The sequence below is a fragment of the Psychrobacter sp. UBA2514 genome, assembly GCF_002341255.1.
GTDB lineage: Bacteria > Pseudomonadota > Gammaproteobacteria > Pseudomonadales > Moraxellaceae > Psychrobacter > Psychrobacter pacificensis.
This window is the reverse complement of record NZ_DDNS01000021.1, coordinates 23,372-37,792: the sequence shown is the minus strand read 5'-3', so window position 1 is coordinate 37,792 and position 14,421 is coordinate 23,372. Positions and strand designations below refer to the sequence as shown.

Here is a 14,421-nt window from a genome sequence, read left to right as displayed (position 1 = left end):
TATTCGTCAAAAAGAGACAAATAATGCAAGATTTAATAAAAAAAGCCGGACAAGTAAAGCTATTGATCATGGATGTCGATGGGATTTTATCTAATGGTCAAATTATCTACGACGCAAATGGTATCGAAACCAAAGCGTTTTCAGTACAGGATGGCGTCGGTGTTAAGTCTCTAGCGCGTTATGGCATTTTAACTGCTATTATTACTGGGCGTAGCAGCGCTATGGTTGATAAACGTGCAACAGAAATGGGTGTCAATCATGTGGTACAAGGACGGGATGATAAGCTCATTGCACTAAAAGAGTTATTATCGTCTCTTGACCCTGCGCTCAATATTACTGCTGCCGACTGCGCTTATATGGGTGATGACTTGCCAGATATTAAAGCGATGCAAACGGTAGGGTTTGCAGCAACCGTACCCAATGCACACGCGGAAGTCATAAAACGCAGTGATATGGTCACCACTCGAGCAGGGGGTGCAGGTGCAGTACGTGAAGTATGTGATCTCATCTTAAAGGGGTACGGACATTATCAAGACTTTATTGCACATTATACGCTTGATGAAACTCAAGCTCAGGATGAACTGTCGTGAATACACGTGTTCTCATTATATTAGCGTTGATTATTGCTGGTATTGCGGGCTGGTTTTTCCAGCAACAAGGGGATGTGTCGCCACCAGTCAATATCGAGACGACAGATGTCGATTATGAAGCCACTGATATCAAAGCAGTTCAGACAAATGAGCAAGGTGAAACTGAGTATGAACTTACTGCTGAGTCTTTAACGCATAATCCTGAGACCAATCAGGATGAGATGTCAGGCATCACGATGAATTGGGAGCCGTCAACAGAGCAGCGCTACCGTATTCAAGCAGGTAGTGCAGCCATCAGTCAGCAAACAGGGGAGTTGAGCTTATCAGGTGGCTTTACACTGGTTAGCGAAGGTAATAAAGAGGCGTCTGATATTGAGCCAATCAAAGTGACTGGTAGTACCCTAAAAGGCAATACAAAGTCTGGTCAAGTGTATAGCGATGAGCCCGTCAAAATTGAACAAGGGATGAATCGTTTTGAAGCATCCAGCATGACTGCCAATCTGGAAACGGGTGAATATGAGTTTGGGCAAGTTGCTGTCGCTTTTACGCCCGCTGATCGTCAAGACAAAGCATTATTTTAAACTAGCGTTTTCTACTACATTAAAACAGCAGCCATCATGAAGTTTGCAAATCCTATCAACAATTATGAAACGAGTTATTATATGAAATCTAAATTTTTGCCTACTTTATGCGCATCAATCTGCTCACATAAGCTACGTGTTGTTCCAACGTTTATGTTGTTAGCCCTACCATTGTATGGCCATGCACTGCCATCAGATGCCAATCAGCAAATCAAACTGCTAGCGGACAAGGCCACTTATAGTGAGCGTACTGGCGTCACTAGTTACTCAGGTAATGTCATTATTACTCAAGGCACTTTTAAAATGACTGCGGACAATATCACAGTCAATCTCTCGCAGCAGCGCAGCATTAATTCAGCGGTAGCGACGGGTCGTCCAGCAACTATGCAGCAGGTTGTGACGCAAGAAAAAGGCTTGGCAAAAGGTCAGGCAAATAAGATTGATTATAACGCGGTATCTGGCATTATCACTCTAACAGGAAATGCCAAGCTGGTTCAGAATGGGGCAAGTTTTGCCGGTAATGTTATTCGTTATAGTCTAAAAGCAGGTGATGTAGAAGCGACCGCTGGTGGTAATCAGCGAGTAGAGTTGGTATTTCCACCAAATAATAATACCAACCAAAGTGGCGTTCGCTAACCTAGCCAACCAAAGCATGAATAGGTTTTTGGTAGTATACGAATATCGTGAAAGCAAGAGTAAGCTATGAGTGACAATAAAAATATAGATTCTTCAGTATCAAATAGCAATACGGCGCCTGTCGCTCGCTTGACTATGCAAAATTTGGGTAAACGTTACGGCAAGCGCTGGGTAGTCAAAGATGTCTCGTTTTCTGTTGAGCAAGGCCAAGTTGTTGGACTGCTAGGCCCGAATGGTGCTGGTAAAACGACCAGTTTTTACATGGTGGTGGGACTGGTCAATATGGATAAGGGCCGTGTCACTCTAGGAAAAATGGATCTGTCTAAATACGCTATGCACGAGCGTGCTCGTGCTGGTATTGGTTATTTGCCGCAAGAAGCGTCGATTTTCCGTAAATTATCTATCGAAGACAATATATTGGCGATTTTGCAGACTCGTACAGAATTAAGTAAAGCTGAGCAGCAGCAAGAGCTTGAAAAGCTGATTGGCGAATTTCATTTAGAACATGTACGTACCTCACTTGGAATGAGTGTGTCAGGCGGCGAGCGTCGTCGCTGTGAAATTGCTCGTGCGCTAGCGGCGGATCCTAAATTTATCTTATTGGATGAGCCATTTGCCGGTGTAGACCCCATTTCTGTTGGCGATATCAAGGATGTTGTTTTGACACTGAAAAATCGTGGTATTGGTGTCTTAATCACTGATCACAATGTTCGTGATACGTTAGCCATCTGTGAAAAGGCTTATATTGTTTCAGAAGGGGCTATCATTGCCGAAGGTACTTCATCGGAAGTCTTAGAAAATGATCTGGTCAAATCTGTTTACTTAGGTAAAGACTTTCAAGTATAGCCCGCTGTGCTAAATCATTTTTTACTCATATTCTTATCTACACGAACTGCTGATTTTAGCATTGCAACTAACTGATAAAGCCAGCAGTCAACATTTTCATTATATTTAGAATAACCTACGCTTAACGCTCTCCCTTCTATCAGATACAGCTTTCGATACTCACAACTGGCTGATCGCGACAAACACTCTTACATTCCTACTCATCAAAGAGCGTACGATATTTTATTCATTATTCTCGACTAATCATCTGGATAAGGCTCATCATTTATGGCAAAAAATAAAAGCAGTTATGTCTGTCAGAATTGCGGCGCGCATTTTGGCAAATGGGCAGGGCAGTGTACAGATTGCGGCGAATGGAATAGCTTGGTAGAAGCGCCAAATGTCAGTATGCCGCATCACAATAAAAATACCGCCAAGCCTAATGCCGGCCGATCCACTTCTCGTAGTACTGCTGCACCAGTTGGTAACTACTCTGGCACTCACAGCGCAGTTATGCCACTTAACGCAGTCAGTGTGACGCTAGACACACGCTTGCCAACAGGCATTAGCGAGTTTGATCGTGTGCTGGGTGGCGGATTGGTAGCTGGTTCTGTCGTACTAATCGGTGGTGACCCGGGTATTGGTAAGTCAACCATATTGTTGCAGACAGCGACTAATATGGCACGTGCCGATTCTTTGGCAGGTAGCGCGCTTTATGTGACTGGCGAAGAGTCACTTGCACAAGTAGCTATGCGTGCCAAACGCTTAGATTTACCTGCTGATAGACTTCGCGTACTCGCAGAAACCAATGTAGAAACCATTTGTGCGGCCTTGACCCAAGAGCAGCCAGCCATCGCTATTATTGACTCTATCCAGACTATTTATACTGACGCCATCAATTCTGCACCAGGCGGCGTCAGTCAAATCAGAGAGTCTGCCGCGATCTTAACGCGCTATGCAAAGCAAACAGGTACAGCGCTATTTTTAGTGGGCCATGTGACGAAAGAAGGCACTTTAGCAGGCCCACGTGTACTTGAGCATATGGTCGATACGGTATTGTATTTTGAAGGTCAGTCTGACTCACGTTTTCGGATGATTCGTGCAGTCAAAAACCGTTTTGGTGCGGTTAATGAGCTGGGTATTTTTGGCATGACTGACATGGGGCTCAAAGAAGTTGCCAACCCATCAGCGATATTTTTGAGCCGTTATGATAAGCCCGTTGCTGGATCTGTTGTTATGGTTAGCCGTGAAGGGACTAGGCCATTACTGGTTGAGGTGCAAGCGTTGGTGGATGACTCCCAAGGACAGCCTAGACGCATGGCGTTGGGTTTGGACTTCCAGCGTTTGTCCATGCTACTAGCAGTGATGCATCGTCACGGTGGCATTCATACCAGTGGACAAGACGTCTATGTCAACGTTGTTGGTGGCGTCAAAGTCATAGAGACTGGATCTGATTTGGCAGTGTTGTTGGCATGTGCCTCAAGCATCAAAGAAAAGCCATTACCATCGTCATTAGCAGTGTTTGGTGAGGTCGGTTTATCTGGTGAAATCCGTCCAGTACCCAACGGTCAGGAGCGTTTAAAAGAAGCGATGAAGCATGGGTTCAAACATGCGATTATTCCAAAGGCCAATGCACCTGCTAAAGATGCGCCTCAATTTAAAGGAATCAATGTGATTGCTGTTGAACGTCTTGACGATGCCATCGAAAGTGCGTTTGAGTTATAACCAATCTTGAAAAGTATAAAAGATTTGATCAAAAAAGCCCCTAACTCATGATAAGTTAAGGGCTTTTTTATATGCTATAAGTTTTAAAACTAAGGTCCTGAAACACGCTCAATAGCGACATTACCGACACCTTTATTAGTGATACCTAGGCGCTTAGCTGCACCATACGATAAATCTAATACGCGGTTGCCATGGAATGGACCACGATCGTTCACTTTTACTACAACGCTCTTGCCATTCGTCTTGTTGGTCACTTTGACATAGCAGTTGAGTGGTAGTGAGCGATGTGCTGCCGTCAAACCATTCATATCAAAAGTTTCACCACTAGCAGTTTTTCGGCCATGAAACTTACGACCATACCAAGAGGCAAGACCAGTTTGCTTAAATTTACTAACAGAATTAGAGGCTACTGCGGTTAGACGCTCTAACACATCTTCATCATTAGTGACTTGAGTGGTATCACTCGCTAATAGTGAACTACTAAGTGCTAATGAAGTAGGCTGACGTGCTGATTTGACCAAACTTGATGCACCATCATGCTGACGGCTAAGCTCACCAAGTACACGATCGATATGGGAGGCGTTATCTTGTGAAATCATTGCAAGGGAGGTTTTTGCTTCTACAGCATTTACATTTGTAGCAACTGCAGAGCCAGCGAATAAAACTGCCGACATAGTAAGTAAACCAGATAAACGCTTATTCATAAATACCTCTATAACTTATACACCAAAACCTAACTCTAAATTTTTAGATTAAGTATGACAGCGTTAGACCAATCTAACAGTGAATCAAACTCTAGAATCTTTATATTAATCTATTGTTTTGATAGCGATTAATATTTAGGGCGAGACTCTTATAGGTTTCAATATATGGTAATTTTTCATTTTATGATCATAAGTAGCGGTAGTAATGACCGTAGTTACTTAGGACATGCTTAAATGATAGTCAGTGATATTCATTGAGTACTTATTTTTAACTTGGAGAGTAAGTACCAATGTCACTATATGTCGTATCTATAAAACTTCCGATATACAAACTTTCTGATATTGCTAAAGTAATGAAGGGTTTAAAAGTTTTTGCGTGATGCTTTGTTATTAAACCGTTAATTAAGTAGTGTATTTGAAAGTCTGAAATCTACAAGATGCTAACTATACGACCAATCTACAACCAAAGTATAATTAAATGCAAATTTTGTTAGTGGCTATGTACGGGTTATGTATCAAAGTACAGTAAAACGAGGTTAACGCAATTTTTTGTAAAAAACAAGAAATAAAATATTTCAGCCCTGATTTACAATTCATTTTGGTTAAAAAAATCACTGTTAATGACAGTATGATACAAGTAATTAAATAACAATACTTTATGTCTCATGACAGCATTTTGATAGTCTGGTCATGACTGGGGGTTATGTAGTATCTATTAAAAGTAACAAAATATTAATAGTAGCAAAATCGCTGATACTTTGATTTAATCTAAACTTTGTTGTCATTAGTCATGCAAGAGTGCTTTATTTTATGCTCAGTGTTTTTGAGAGATATAAATGATGTGTGTTTGTCATATTTCAATGATAATTTACTGATGTTTTATATATAAGGTATTGTTTATCAGTGTTTTTAACCAGATTTGTGAGTGTGAATCGACATCAATAAGCCAAAACCTGCCATCAAAGTCACGATAGCGGTACCACCATAGCTGATGAAAGGAAGGGGTACGCCAACAACAGGTAAAATACCGCCAACCATACCGACATTGACGAATATATAAACGAAGAAAGACATGGCAATAGCGCCCGCAAGCAGCCTGCTATAAATGTCAGGATGGGTGAAAGCGATATACAAGGCACGCGACAAAAGGCAAAAGTAAATAAACATCAGCAGCATGACACCTAGTAAACCAAATTCTTCAGAGAAAGCTGCAATAATAAAGTCAGTATGACCTTCTGGTAAAAAATGCAGATGCGACTGTGTGCCTTCTAAATACCCTTTGCCAGTGAGACCACCTGACCCAATGGCTGTCTTTGACTGAATAATATTCCATCCAGCACCTTGTACATCGGCTTCAGGATTGAGTAAGGTTAGGACGCGCGTACGCTGATAATCATGCAACAAAAAGTTCCAAGCAAATGCAATAAAAGGTATCGCTAAAACCACAGCAGCAGAAATCAGACGCCAAGATAGGCCCGCCAAGAACAGCACAAAAATGCCACTAGCAGCGACTAAAAGCGAAGTGCCAAGATCAGGCTCTTTTGCAATCAGCAATACAGGAACGATAATCAATGCCAGAGTGATGGCAATACTGGACGGTGATGGCGGAAGATCACGCTTGGACAAAAACCAAGCACACATCATCGGCATACCAAGCTTCATAAACTCAGACGGCTGCACACTACCAAACCCAGGTAAGTTGATCCAGCGCTGAGCACCCATACGCACTTCACCAATGATATCAACCAATACCAATAATATAAGACCTAATACATAAAACACAGGCGTAAAGGTACGGTAAAGGCTTGGCGGTATTTGTGCCATCGCAAACATTACGGTGAATGCCACACCGTAACTTACCATCTGACGTATGACCATGCCGATGTCTTGACTGGCAGCACTATATAAAATCGTCAGGCCAATGCAGCAAACCGTTAACAAAAGCAAGGTCAACCACGGATCGATGTGAATACGTTGCCAGATCGTCGGTGCATGACCTTGGCCTAAGTGATGGCTCTGACGTGAAAAACGGTATTGCGGGTTAGAAGACATAGGCAAAGTTTGGCTAGCAGTTGGAGTAAAAGGGAGAGGTTCTCTAAGCTGTCTTATATAAAATATGTGATGAGTATTTGACGGTCTCTATTCTAATAGAAGCTCACGGACAAAAAAACAAGCAGATACTTAACATCTAGGCAATAAAGTCACGTAATTATAAAAGTGATAAGGATAAGTGTTAATTACGAATATCCTGCCTCAGATTAGAGGCGATAGTTTAGCCTGCTTGCTGAAAATTTGATAGTATCGATAAAACGTTTTTAGCGGTAGATTCCTGCAATGATAAAATCAAAAAACCATAACTATGGACAAATCCAGAAGCCTATTCTTGCACTGGTTGTTTGTATGAGTAGCATCAATGTTCATGCCGCTATTATAACTGATAGTAGTGAACGCCGTATCGAAGTGCGTCAAGGCAGTGGCGACACTAGCAATGCTTATATATCGCCTTCTAACAATGTCTCTAGTCAGCGCCCTGGTGTCACTATGTTAAGTGGCGCAAATGCATCAAATGGCGATAGTATGCAAAGCTTGATTGCACAAAAGCAGCGTGATTTTGAAATTGATGCCAGTCTGTCTATCGAGGAAAACAAACGCGTTAATGTGAATCAACGAAGACCGACTTATAATACAACTTACCGTAATAACAGCTACAGCACAACGAATAACACCTATAATAGTGCTAATAACGATCTTACGAGCATGGACTTTAATGCATGGCTCAACAGTAACAGTTACCGTGCTAGGCAAGTAGCCGAATATCAGCGCTATTTGAGCGCACGTGTGGGTGCACAAAATGTACCACCACTGTCTCAGCTACTTACCACCGCGCGCAGCTGGGACAAATGCGGTTATGAGCCTTATCAGCTGCCACCGCGAGAGTTGTGGGCCAATATCGTGCCAACACTACACCTCTATAGTGAGCTAAAAAATCAAGGCATTTTGCCTTTAAGTACTGAGATACGCTCGGTGTATCGTAGCCCTGGGCTGAACGACTGTGCTGGCGGTGCTGGCAGTAGCAAGCATATGAATGCAAGTGCCATGGATATTTGGGTGCCAGAGTACGAAGACAACCTATGGCGGCTTAGTACGATGCAGGATGGCCTGTGCCAGTTTTGGCAATATCAAGGACAGTCTTACAACTTTGGCTTGGGTTTATATGCCACAGGTGCGATTCATCTAGATACCGATGGTTATCGTAAATGGGGTTTTAACCATACCAGTAGTAGCTCTTATTGTCGCTATTAGATAGCTAAGGGTTAACGCGTCATAAGCAAGCGCACACTCAAATTAGTGACAATAAAAAAACGAGAAACAGTATAATATCGCTTATAAATTTTACAGCTAAATGATTAATAGGATGAGCTGGCTAGACGCGCAAGTTCACCAAAAAATTGTTTGGAATTTAATATTTATGTTCTAATATGAATATTTTCATTTACTATCTTTATATCCTTATCACTCTTCAAAGAAGAAGATTATGGTTAATATAAGCGGGATTTATGACAAAGCAGCATTCAGCAGTTGCAAGATGCAGTAAATCGAATGAAAGGAAACAACGTTTTTTTCGCTCAAAATATATTTACACCACATTAATAGGAATGGCATCATTTTCCATATTATTGGTGAGTGCCTGCAGTCCAGAACCCTATCCTGAAAACAGCTCGCTGGTGACAGATAAAGCTGCGCTAACACGTGATAGCATCGCACAAAATTCTGAAAACATTGAAGACAGTATTAGAAACTCTTATGCTCGTTTGGCCTCAGAGCGCGCTGATGTATGCCCAAAGTTGATAGAAGAACAGGGTAGTCAGGTTATTGAGCGCGTTGCAGAAGTAATGGTAAACGATTATTGTGACTATTTTCTATATCCTCGAGAGGGTCAGCATATTTCAGTCGCCACCAACAATCGCCAAATCGAGGCCTTACTTATAGTCCCCGCGCTACATAACTTTGCTAATGGTGGTTATAAGGTCATGTCTTACGACAAGCATATCATTCGACTGAGCTATAATGGTGCCACCTATAAGCCTCAAAACCTCAATTACGACATCGTAATGACCATTTCTGATAACTCTGATAAAGAGTATTCGTAGTCTTTTTTGATAGCACAAGTCAGTCACAAGATAATAAACACATGAGTGATGAGTCGGGCATACTGAATCGCTCATCACTCACGCTATTTGTTATCTAACTGAGTGAATTTAACCTAGCTTATTTCCCTCTTGTTATTTGGTCGTTTTTGTCGTAGCTTCTATCCCCTTCCAAGGATCGTCTTGCCCAACTGTCACGATTAAAAAGTTATCCGGATTTAAGGTATCGCGCAGCGTTTTGTTGACCCCTGACAGCGTGACTTGATCAATACGGTTGACATAATCGGCCAAGTAAGTGTTTGGCAATTGATAGAAATTCATCATTCCTAACAACCCATTGATCCCTGCGTTACTTGCAAAACCCATCGGGAAGCTATTTTTGAGATTGTCTTTGGTCAGGCGTATCTCGTCCTGAGTGACTCCTTTTTCTAACGTGTCATCGATAACCGCTAAGCTTGCATCGATTGCCGCACGTGCTTTGTCATTACGTGTCGAAAAGCCAATCTGATAAGGCCCGCGTGCTAGCATCGGATTCATTGATCCTGAAATACCGTAGGTGTACCCGAGATTTTGTCTAATCTCAGTCATCAAACGGGCATTAAAGTCACCACCTGCCATTACCTCGTTACCAACCGCAAAATTGGTTTGCTGCTGCTGGGCTGTTGGATTGGTTGCACGTTTACTGCCTAATTGCCCCATCAATACGGTAGTTTGGGTACTTGGGAAGGGGATATGAATGTGCTGTGATTTAGTGAGAGGTTTAGGCTCAGGTAAATCAGCGGCAGCTTGACCAGCAGATAGTTTAATCGTGATATCTTCAGCCAGCTTTTTCGCCTGTACCAAGGTCAGATTGCCTGTCATAGCGATAGAGGCATTTGCCGCCACTAAATACCGATTTTTAAAGTCTATCAGCTGTTGCTTCTGGATAGTTGGCACGCTCTCTAGCGTACCGACTGAGGGATGAGCGTAAGGATGACTGCCGTATAAAGCCTTATCAAAGGCAATACTGGCAAGACTGCCAGGGTCTTGTTTTTGCTGCTGTAAGCCAACGAGTAATCGTGACTTGTTACGTGCTAATACCTCGTCATTAAACGTAGGCTCACTCACCATTTGCGTCATCAAATCAACAGCTGGTAAAAGGTGTTTATCGTCTGATAAGCTGCGTAGCGAAACAATGAACATATCCTTATAGGCACTACTGCCTAGATTGATGCCTAGTGTTTCAACAGCACGCGTGAACGCATCTTCATCTAAGCTTTTGGAACCCTGCTCAAGCATCGTTGCGGTCATGTTGGCGATGCCAAAACCGTCTTTACTGATGCTGCCATCACGGGCACTACCAGCGTTGAAACGTAAGTCCACATCGACGATCGGTAAGGCTGTGGTCTGAACGAACATGACAGGAACACCAGCTTTGGTCTTAAACTCTTGAATCGTTGGCACTGTGACTTTTAAAGATTTGGCATCATCGATACTGGTAAGTTTAGATAAAGCTGCAATCGGCGCACTTGCATCAACAGCAGTAGGGGCTCGGTAATCTTCAGCGCCTGTAGTGTCGGCTTGGGCAGTATTAGCCAATATACTCAATGCAAAAACTATGCTGGTACTAAGGTATGATAGCTTTTTTAATGAGAGATTAGATGATGTAGAGGGCAAGGCATTACTCAAAGATTTGTGTGTTGCTTGAGAGTCATATTTATTCTGAATCATGATGTTCTTCTTATTAAGAATACGGTTATATCGTCGCTTTTATGAAACGTTCTGATAACAGGCAGTATTTATTGTGCTTTGGTAGTGTTCTCTTTCGGGGGCACAATATGCATCACCGTTAAGTTGTCCTTAACCAAATACTTCTTACTGGCAGCCTGAATGTCAGCGACACTGATACCATCTAGTTTGGTTGGTAACTTAGCAAGTAATCTGTCATCTAGCCCGATAGACTGTAGTGAGCCGATCATACGTGCTTGTCCTTCCATGCTATCTTGTGCATATACTAGGCCAGTGACGGCATTGGTCTTGGCGCGACTGATTTCATCGGCAGCAATGGGATCGGTTTTGAGTTTTTCTATCTCTGATATTATGGCTTGTTGCGCTTGCTCTAAACTGACACCTTCACGTGGTGTCGCTTGAATCATAAATAGCCCATCGCCGCGATCTAACAAATCGTAAGAAGTACCAACCGTGGTCAGTAGACCTTGCTCACGTATCAATCGACTCTCCAAGCGTGCAGATAGACCGCCATCGAGTACGTCTTGAGCAAGCGAGAGGGCGTAAGCCTGTTTTTCATTGTTTGCGCCTGCTGTCACTAGGCTAGGTACGTTGTAACCCATAAGTAGGACGGGCACTTGCACCGCTTGCTCAGAGTCTACTTTTTGATAACCACGAAAGCCTTTTTGAGTGACAGCGTTACGCTTAGGTACGTTGCTTGGCGCCAGCTCACCAAAATAGCGTTTGACTTGAGTGAGTACTTCTTGTGGTTGCACATCGCCGACGATGACTAAAGTAGCATTATTGGGTGCATACCATGTCTTGTACCAGTCTTTTAGATCCGAGAGTTTGATGGATTCTAGCTCACTCATGGGCCCAATGACAGATTCACCCTTTGGACTGTTAGGCAATGCTAGCAAACGAAATAATTCGTAAGCTTTGGCAAGGGGATTGTCATCAGTACGCTGACGTCGCTCTTCCATGACGACTTGGTGCTCTTTGGTAAACTCTTTGTCATTGAAGGTGAGGTTTTTCATTCGATCTGCTTCAAGCTCTAACGCCAACGGCATACGATTGGCAGGAAATAGCTCGTAGTAGCCCGTATAATCATAGCTGGTAAAAGCATTGTTAACCCCGCCAAACTTGGCAATCAACCGCTCGTAATCATCACTTGAAACATTGTTGGTGCCTTTAAACATCATATGCTCAAGTAAGTGAGAGATGCCGCCTTTATCCAGCGGCTCATCTGCCGAGCCCACCCGATACCAAATCTGGGTCATGGCGACGGGTGCACGGTGGTCTTCTTTTATGACCACTTTTAGGCCATTTTCTAACTGGTATTCATGTCGACCTGACATATCCATTGTCAAAGCAGAGGGCTTTGCCTCATCAGTTGTTTTATTTTTACTAAATGCGCTTTGAGATGACCCATCTGTCGTGACCGTATTTTTTGTAGTGGTAGTCGTGCTAGAAGGTAATGCGGTGGTTTGACAGGCAGAAAATAATGTTGCCACCGTTAGAGCACAGGCGATACGTAATGGCGTAGTAGTGAGCGTTGAAGACAATGGCATGGTATGGTCTACTTATATAAAATAATGACTGAAGTGATGGACGTAATCATAGCAATACAATGCATCACAGTGATGTCTGTGTGCCAACCATGACACTAGCGGTCGGTCTAATATCTTGCGTCGTATTGCAACCTGCCACAGATAATACAGTTGTCGTTAGCAAAATCGCCACACTGATATTGGCAATGCTTTTATAGTGTTTAGAGAGTGATGACATAAGCGTTTCCTAATAAGAATTTTTAGATGAGTCTTGGTAGAGTAGGCGAAGTCTTGCAAGGAACAAGTCAGAATTTTGTGTCCAAACCTTAAGCAAAACTCTCTCAAATCATTATGTGATTTTTTGAGCAGATAATTTTTGACGACAGTCTACTATGGTAAGGGCTAAGCGCGACTTGAATTATGCTAAAATAGGCTAAAGTCCATGGTCATATAGCTGGCAAGCTTATGACAATCTAAAAATCCATTTACAATAAACAAATAATTAATAGCGATAACTTTTAGGGCAAACTTATGAATAACCCAAACAATAGCAACCGTGTGGTCATCAATCTTGATGATGGTCTCGATGATTTAGATGACGATGATATTACCTTACCCAGTCTACCGGTGCAATCGGTGCCAATCATTGATGAAACAGAGCGTGCTGCGCTACAAAGGGATAATACGGCAAATCCAGATGTCTCAAACAATCAGGCAGCAGAAAATATTGCTTTGGCCACGCCAATTGTTATGACAGAAGAGCATAACGTCCCTAAAGGTGCCTCTGAGAGCTTTTCAAGTGCTAAAGAGACAGGCACTACGAGCAAACCTAGCACTGCGACAACCATTCCTGCCATGCCATTACAAGAGCAACTTGGGGATACACCAAGGGTAAGTCCAGTCGCTAGCAGCAATACCCAAGCAGCCACGCCACAAGAGCCTGCTGCAGAGCCACCAGAAAATAAGAAAAAAGGCAGCTGGTTTAACCGTATGAAGACGGGGCTGAGTAAGTCACGTAAAAATTTGGCCGAAGGGATGGTCAGCATACTTATCGGTGGTAAAGAGATCGATGACGAGCTGTTAGAAGAGGTCGAAGATCAGTTATTGGTTGCTGATATCGGCGTTAATGCAACCAACCGTATCATCAAGAACCTGACCGAGCAGACTGCCCGTGGTGACTTGATTTATGCTCACTCACTCTATAAAGCCTTGCAAAGTGAGCTGGTTGATATCCTAACGCCTAAGGTTGAGCCGCTGGTGATCGATACCAGCAAAAAACCATTTGTTATCTTAGTTGTGGGTGTCAATGGTGTTGGCAAAACCACAACCATCGGTAAGCTCGCCAAGCGCTTACAAGGTGAGGGTAAATCAGTCATGCTAGCGGCAGGGGATACTTTTCGCGCGGCTGCCACCGAGCAGCTACAGATTTGGGGCGAGCGTAATCATATCCCAGTGGTGGCACAAGGTCATGGCTCTGATAGTGCTTCTGTCATTTTTGATGCGATGCAATCTGCCAAAGCAAAAAATATCGACGTACTCATAGCAGATACCGCTGGCCGTCTACAAAACAAGACACATTTGATGGCAGAGTTAGAGAAAGTGGTGCGCGTGATGCGTAAAGCTGATCCAAGCGCTCCGCATGAAGGTATGATCGTACTCGATGCTGGCACGGGTCAAAATGCCATTAACCAAGTTGAGCTATTTAACAAGATTGTACCATTGACAGGTATCACCATTACGAAGCTAGATGGTACGGCAAAAGGTGGCGTGGTGTTTAACATTGCCGAAACGACAGACGTGCCTATCCGCTATATTGGTGTGGGTGAGTCGATTGATGACTTGCGCGCCTTTAGTCCGAAACAGTTTGTCGCCGCTTTGTTTGAGACAGATGACAAAGAGTAGAACCGCTATTTGTAACGGCTAAACAATCTTTAAAATAATTTGGAAATCAAAGC

13 protein-coding genes are annotated in these 14,421 nt (G+C 43.0%); 8 read left to right on the top strand and 5 right to left on the bottom strand.

Annotation, left to right across the window (positions count from 1 at the left end):
* The first annotated feature begins 23 nt into the window (after positions 1–23).
* The 5 genes from B3V51_RS07375 (at position 24) to radA (ending at position 4,357) form a co-directional block, all read left to right on the top strand.
* The gene (locus B3V51_RS07375) at positions 24–590 is read left to right on the top strand and encodes a KdsC family phosphatase (RefSeq protein WP_093069982.1); all 567 of its coding nucleotides are present in this window, start codon (positions 24–26) and stop codon (positions 588–590) included.
* Positions 587–1,171, top strand: coding sequence for an LPS export ABC transporter periplasmic protein LptC (lptC, locus tag B3V51_RS07370; protein ID WP_058024069.1), 585 nt, complete (start codon positions 587–589; stop codon positions 1,169–1,171). The genes B3V51_RS07375 and lptC overlap by 4 nt, the downstream gene beginning before the upstream one ends.
* A gap of 153 nt (positions 1,172–1,324) precedes the next feature.
* Positions 1,325–1,807 (top strand): lipopolysaccharide transport periplasmic protein LptA, encoded by a 483-nt coding sequence (gene lptA, locus B3V51_RS07365; protein ID WP_223334273.1) that lies wholly within the window; start codon positions 1,325–1,327, stop codon positions 1,805–1,807.
* Positions 1,808–1,873: 66 nt separating this feature from the next.
* A complete protein-coding gene (lptB, locus tag B3V51_RS07360) occupies positions 1,874–2,653 on the top strand; it encodes an LPS export ABC transporter ATP-binding protein (protein ID WP_071001684.1) in 780 nt (259 codons plus the stop codon).
* Between the two features lie 267 nt (positions 2,654–2,920).
* Entirely contained in the window at positions 2,921–4,357 is a 1,437-nt protein-coding gene (radA, locus tag B3V51_RS07355) for a DNA repair protein RadA (RefSeq protein ID WP_071001683.1), read from the top strand.
* A gap of 89 nt (positions 4,358–4,446) precedes the next feature.
* Here the strand turns inward: radA and B3V51_RS07350 are convergent, their stop codons facing one another.
* Positions 4,447–5,061 (bottom strand): septal ring lytic transglycosylase RlpA family protein, encoded by a 615-nt coding sequence (locus B3V51_RS07350; RefSeq protein WP_071001681.1) that lies wholly within the window; start codon positions 5,059–5,061, stop codon positions 4,447–4,449.
* A gap of 909 nt (positions 5,062–5,970) precedes the next feature.
* Complete coding sequence (gene rodA, locus B3V51_RS07345) at positions 5,971–7,113, bottom strand: rod shape-determining protein RodA (protein WP_071001679.1); 1,143 nt, start codon at positions 7,111–7,113, stop codon at positions 5,971–5,973.
* A gap of 348 nt (positions 7,114–7,461) precedes the next feature.
* Here rodA and B3V51_RS07340 point away from each other — a divergent pair, with 348 nt between their 5' ends.
* Together B3V51_RS07340 and B3V51_RS07335 are read left to right on the top strand one after the other, a co-directional pair.
* Complete coding sequence (locus tag B3V51_RS07340) at positions 7,462–8,364, top strand: D-Ala-D-Ala carboxypeptidase family metallohydrolase (RefSeq protein WP_286708169.1); 903 nt, start codon at positions 7,462–7,464, stop codon at positions 8,362–8,364.
* A gap of 254 nt (positions 8,365–8,618) precedes the next feature.
* The gene (locus B3V51_RS07335; RefSeq protein ID WP_143007420.1) at positions 8,619–9,212 is read left to right on the top strand and encodes a hypothetical protein; all 594 of its coding nucleotides are present in this window, start codon (positions 8,619–8,621) and stop codon (positions 9,210–9,212) included.
* 132 nt (positions 9,213–9,344) lie between these two features.
* Here B3V51_RS07335 and B3V51_RS07330 read toward each other — a convergent pair whose 3' ends face one another.
* From B3V51_RS07330 to B3V51_RS07320, 3 genes are all read right to left on the bottom strand, one after another.
* Positions 9,345–10,787, bottom strand: a complete 1,443-nt coding sequence (locus B3V51_RS07330) for a M16 family metallopeptidase (protein WP_286708168.1) — start codon at positions 10,785–10,787, stop codon at positions 9,345–9,347.
* Positions 10,788–10,987: 200 nt separating this feature from the next.
* Positions 10,988–12,487 (bottom strand): M16 family metallopeptidase, encoded by a 1,500-nt coding sequence (locus B3V51_RS07325; RefSeq protein ID WP_286708167.1) that lies wholly within the window; start codon positions 12,485–12,487, stop codon positions 10,988–10,990.
* 64 nt (positions 12,488–12,551) lie between these two features.
* Positions 12,552–12,704: a hypothetical protein gene (locus B3V51_RS07320; protein ID WP_186474399.1), complete on the bottom strand. Its 153-nt coding sequence runs from the start codon at positions 12,702–12,704 to the stop codon at positions 12,552–12,554.
* Positions 12,705–13,456: 752 nt separating this feature from the next.
* Here B3V51_RS07320 and ftsY point away from each other — a divergent pair.
* Entirely contained in the window at positions 13,457–14,368 is a 912-nt protein-coding gene (gene ftsY, locus B3V51_RS07315) for a signal recognition particle-docking protein FtsY (RefSeq protein ID WP_228724683.1), read from the top strand.
* Positions 14,369–14,421: the final 53 nt, after the last annotated feature.

Bases quoted from the DNA above. Each gene is read 5' to 3' on its own strand.
- radA (WP_071001683.1), top strand. From the start codon at position 2,921: ATGGCAAAAAATAAAAGCAGTTATGTCTGTCAGAATTGCGGCGCGCAT.
- B3V51_RS07340 (WP_286708169.1), top strand. From the start codon at position 7,462: ATGAGTAGCATCAATGTTCATGCCGCTATTATAACTGATAGTAGTGAA.
- lptB (WP_071001684.1), top strand. From the start codon at position 1,874: ATGAGTGACAATAAAAATATAGATTCTTCAGTATCAAATAGCAATACG.
- B3V51_RS07375 (WP_093069982.1), top strand. From the start codon at position 24: ATGCAAGATTTAATAAAAAAAGCCGGACAAGTAAAGCTATTGATCATG.
- rodA (WP_071001679.1), bottom strand. From the start codon at position 7,113: ATGTCTTCTAACCCGCAATACCGTTTTTCACGTCAGAGCCATCACTTA.
- B3V51_RS07335 (WP_143007420.1), top strand. From the start codon at position 8,619: ATGACAAAGCAGCATTCAGCAGTTGCAAGATGCAGTAAATCGAATGAA.
- lptA (WP_223334273.1), top strand. From the start codon at position 1,325: ATGTTGTTAGCCCTACCATTGTATGGCCATGCACTGCCATCAGATGCC.
- B3V51_RS07325 (WP_286708167.1), bottom strand. From the start codon at position 12,487: ATGCCATTGTCTTCAACGCTCACTACTACGCCATTACGTATCGCCTGT.
- ftsY (WP_228724683.1), top strand. From the start codon at position 13,457: ATGAAGACGGGGCTGAGTAAGTCACGTAAAAATTTGGCCGAAGGGATG.
- B3V51_RS07350 (WP_071001681.1), bottom strand. From the start codon at position 5,061: ATGAATAAGCGTTTATCTGGTTTACTTACTATGTCGGCAGTTTTATTC.
- B3V51_RS07320 (WP_186474399.1), bottom strand. From the start codon at position 12,704: ATGTCATCACTCTCTAAACACTATAAAAGCATTGCCAATATCAGTGTG.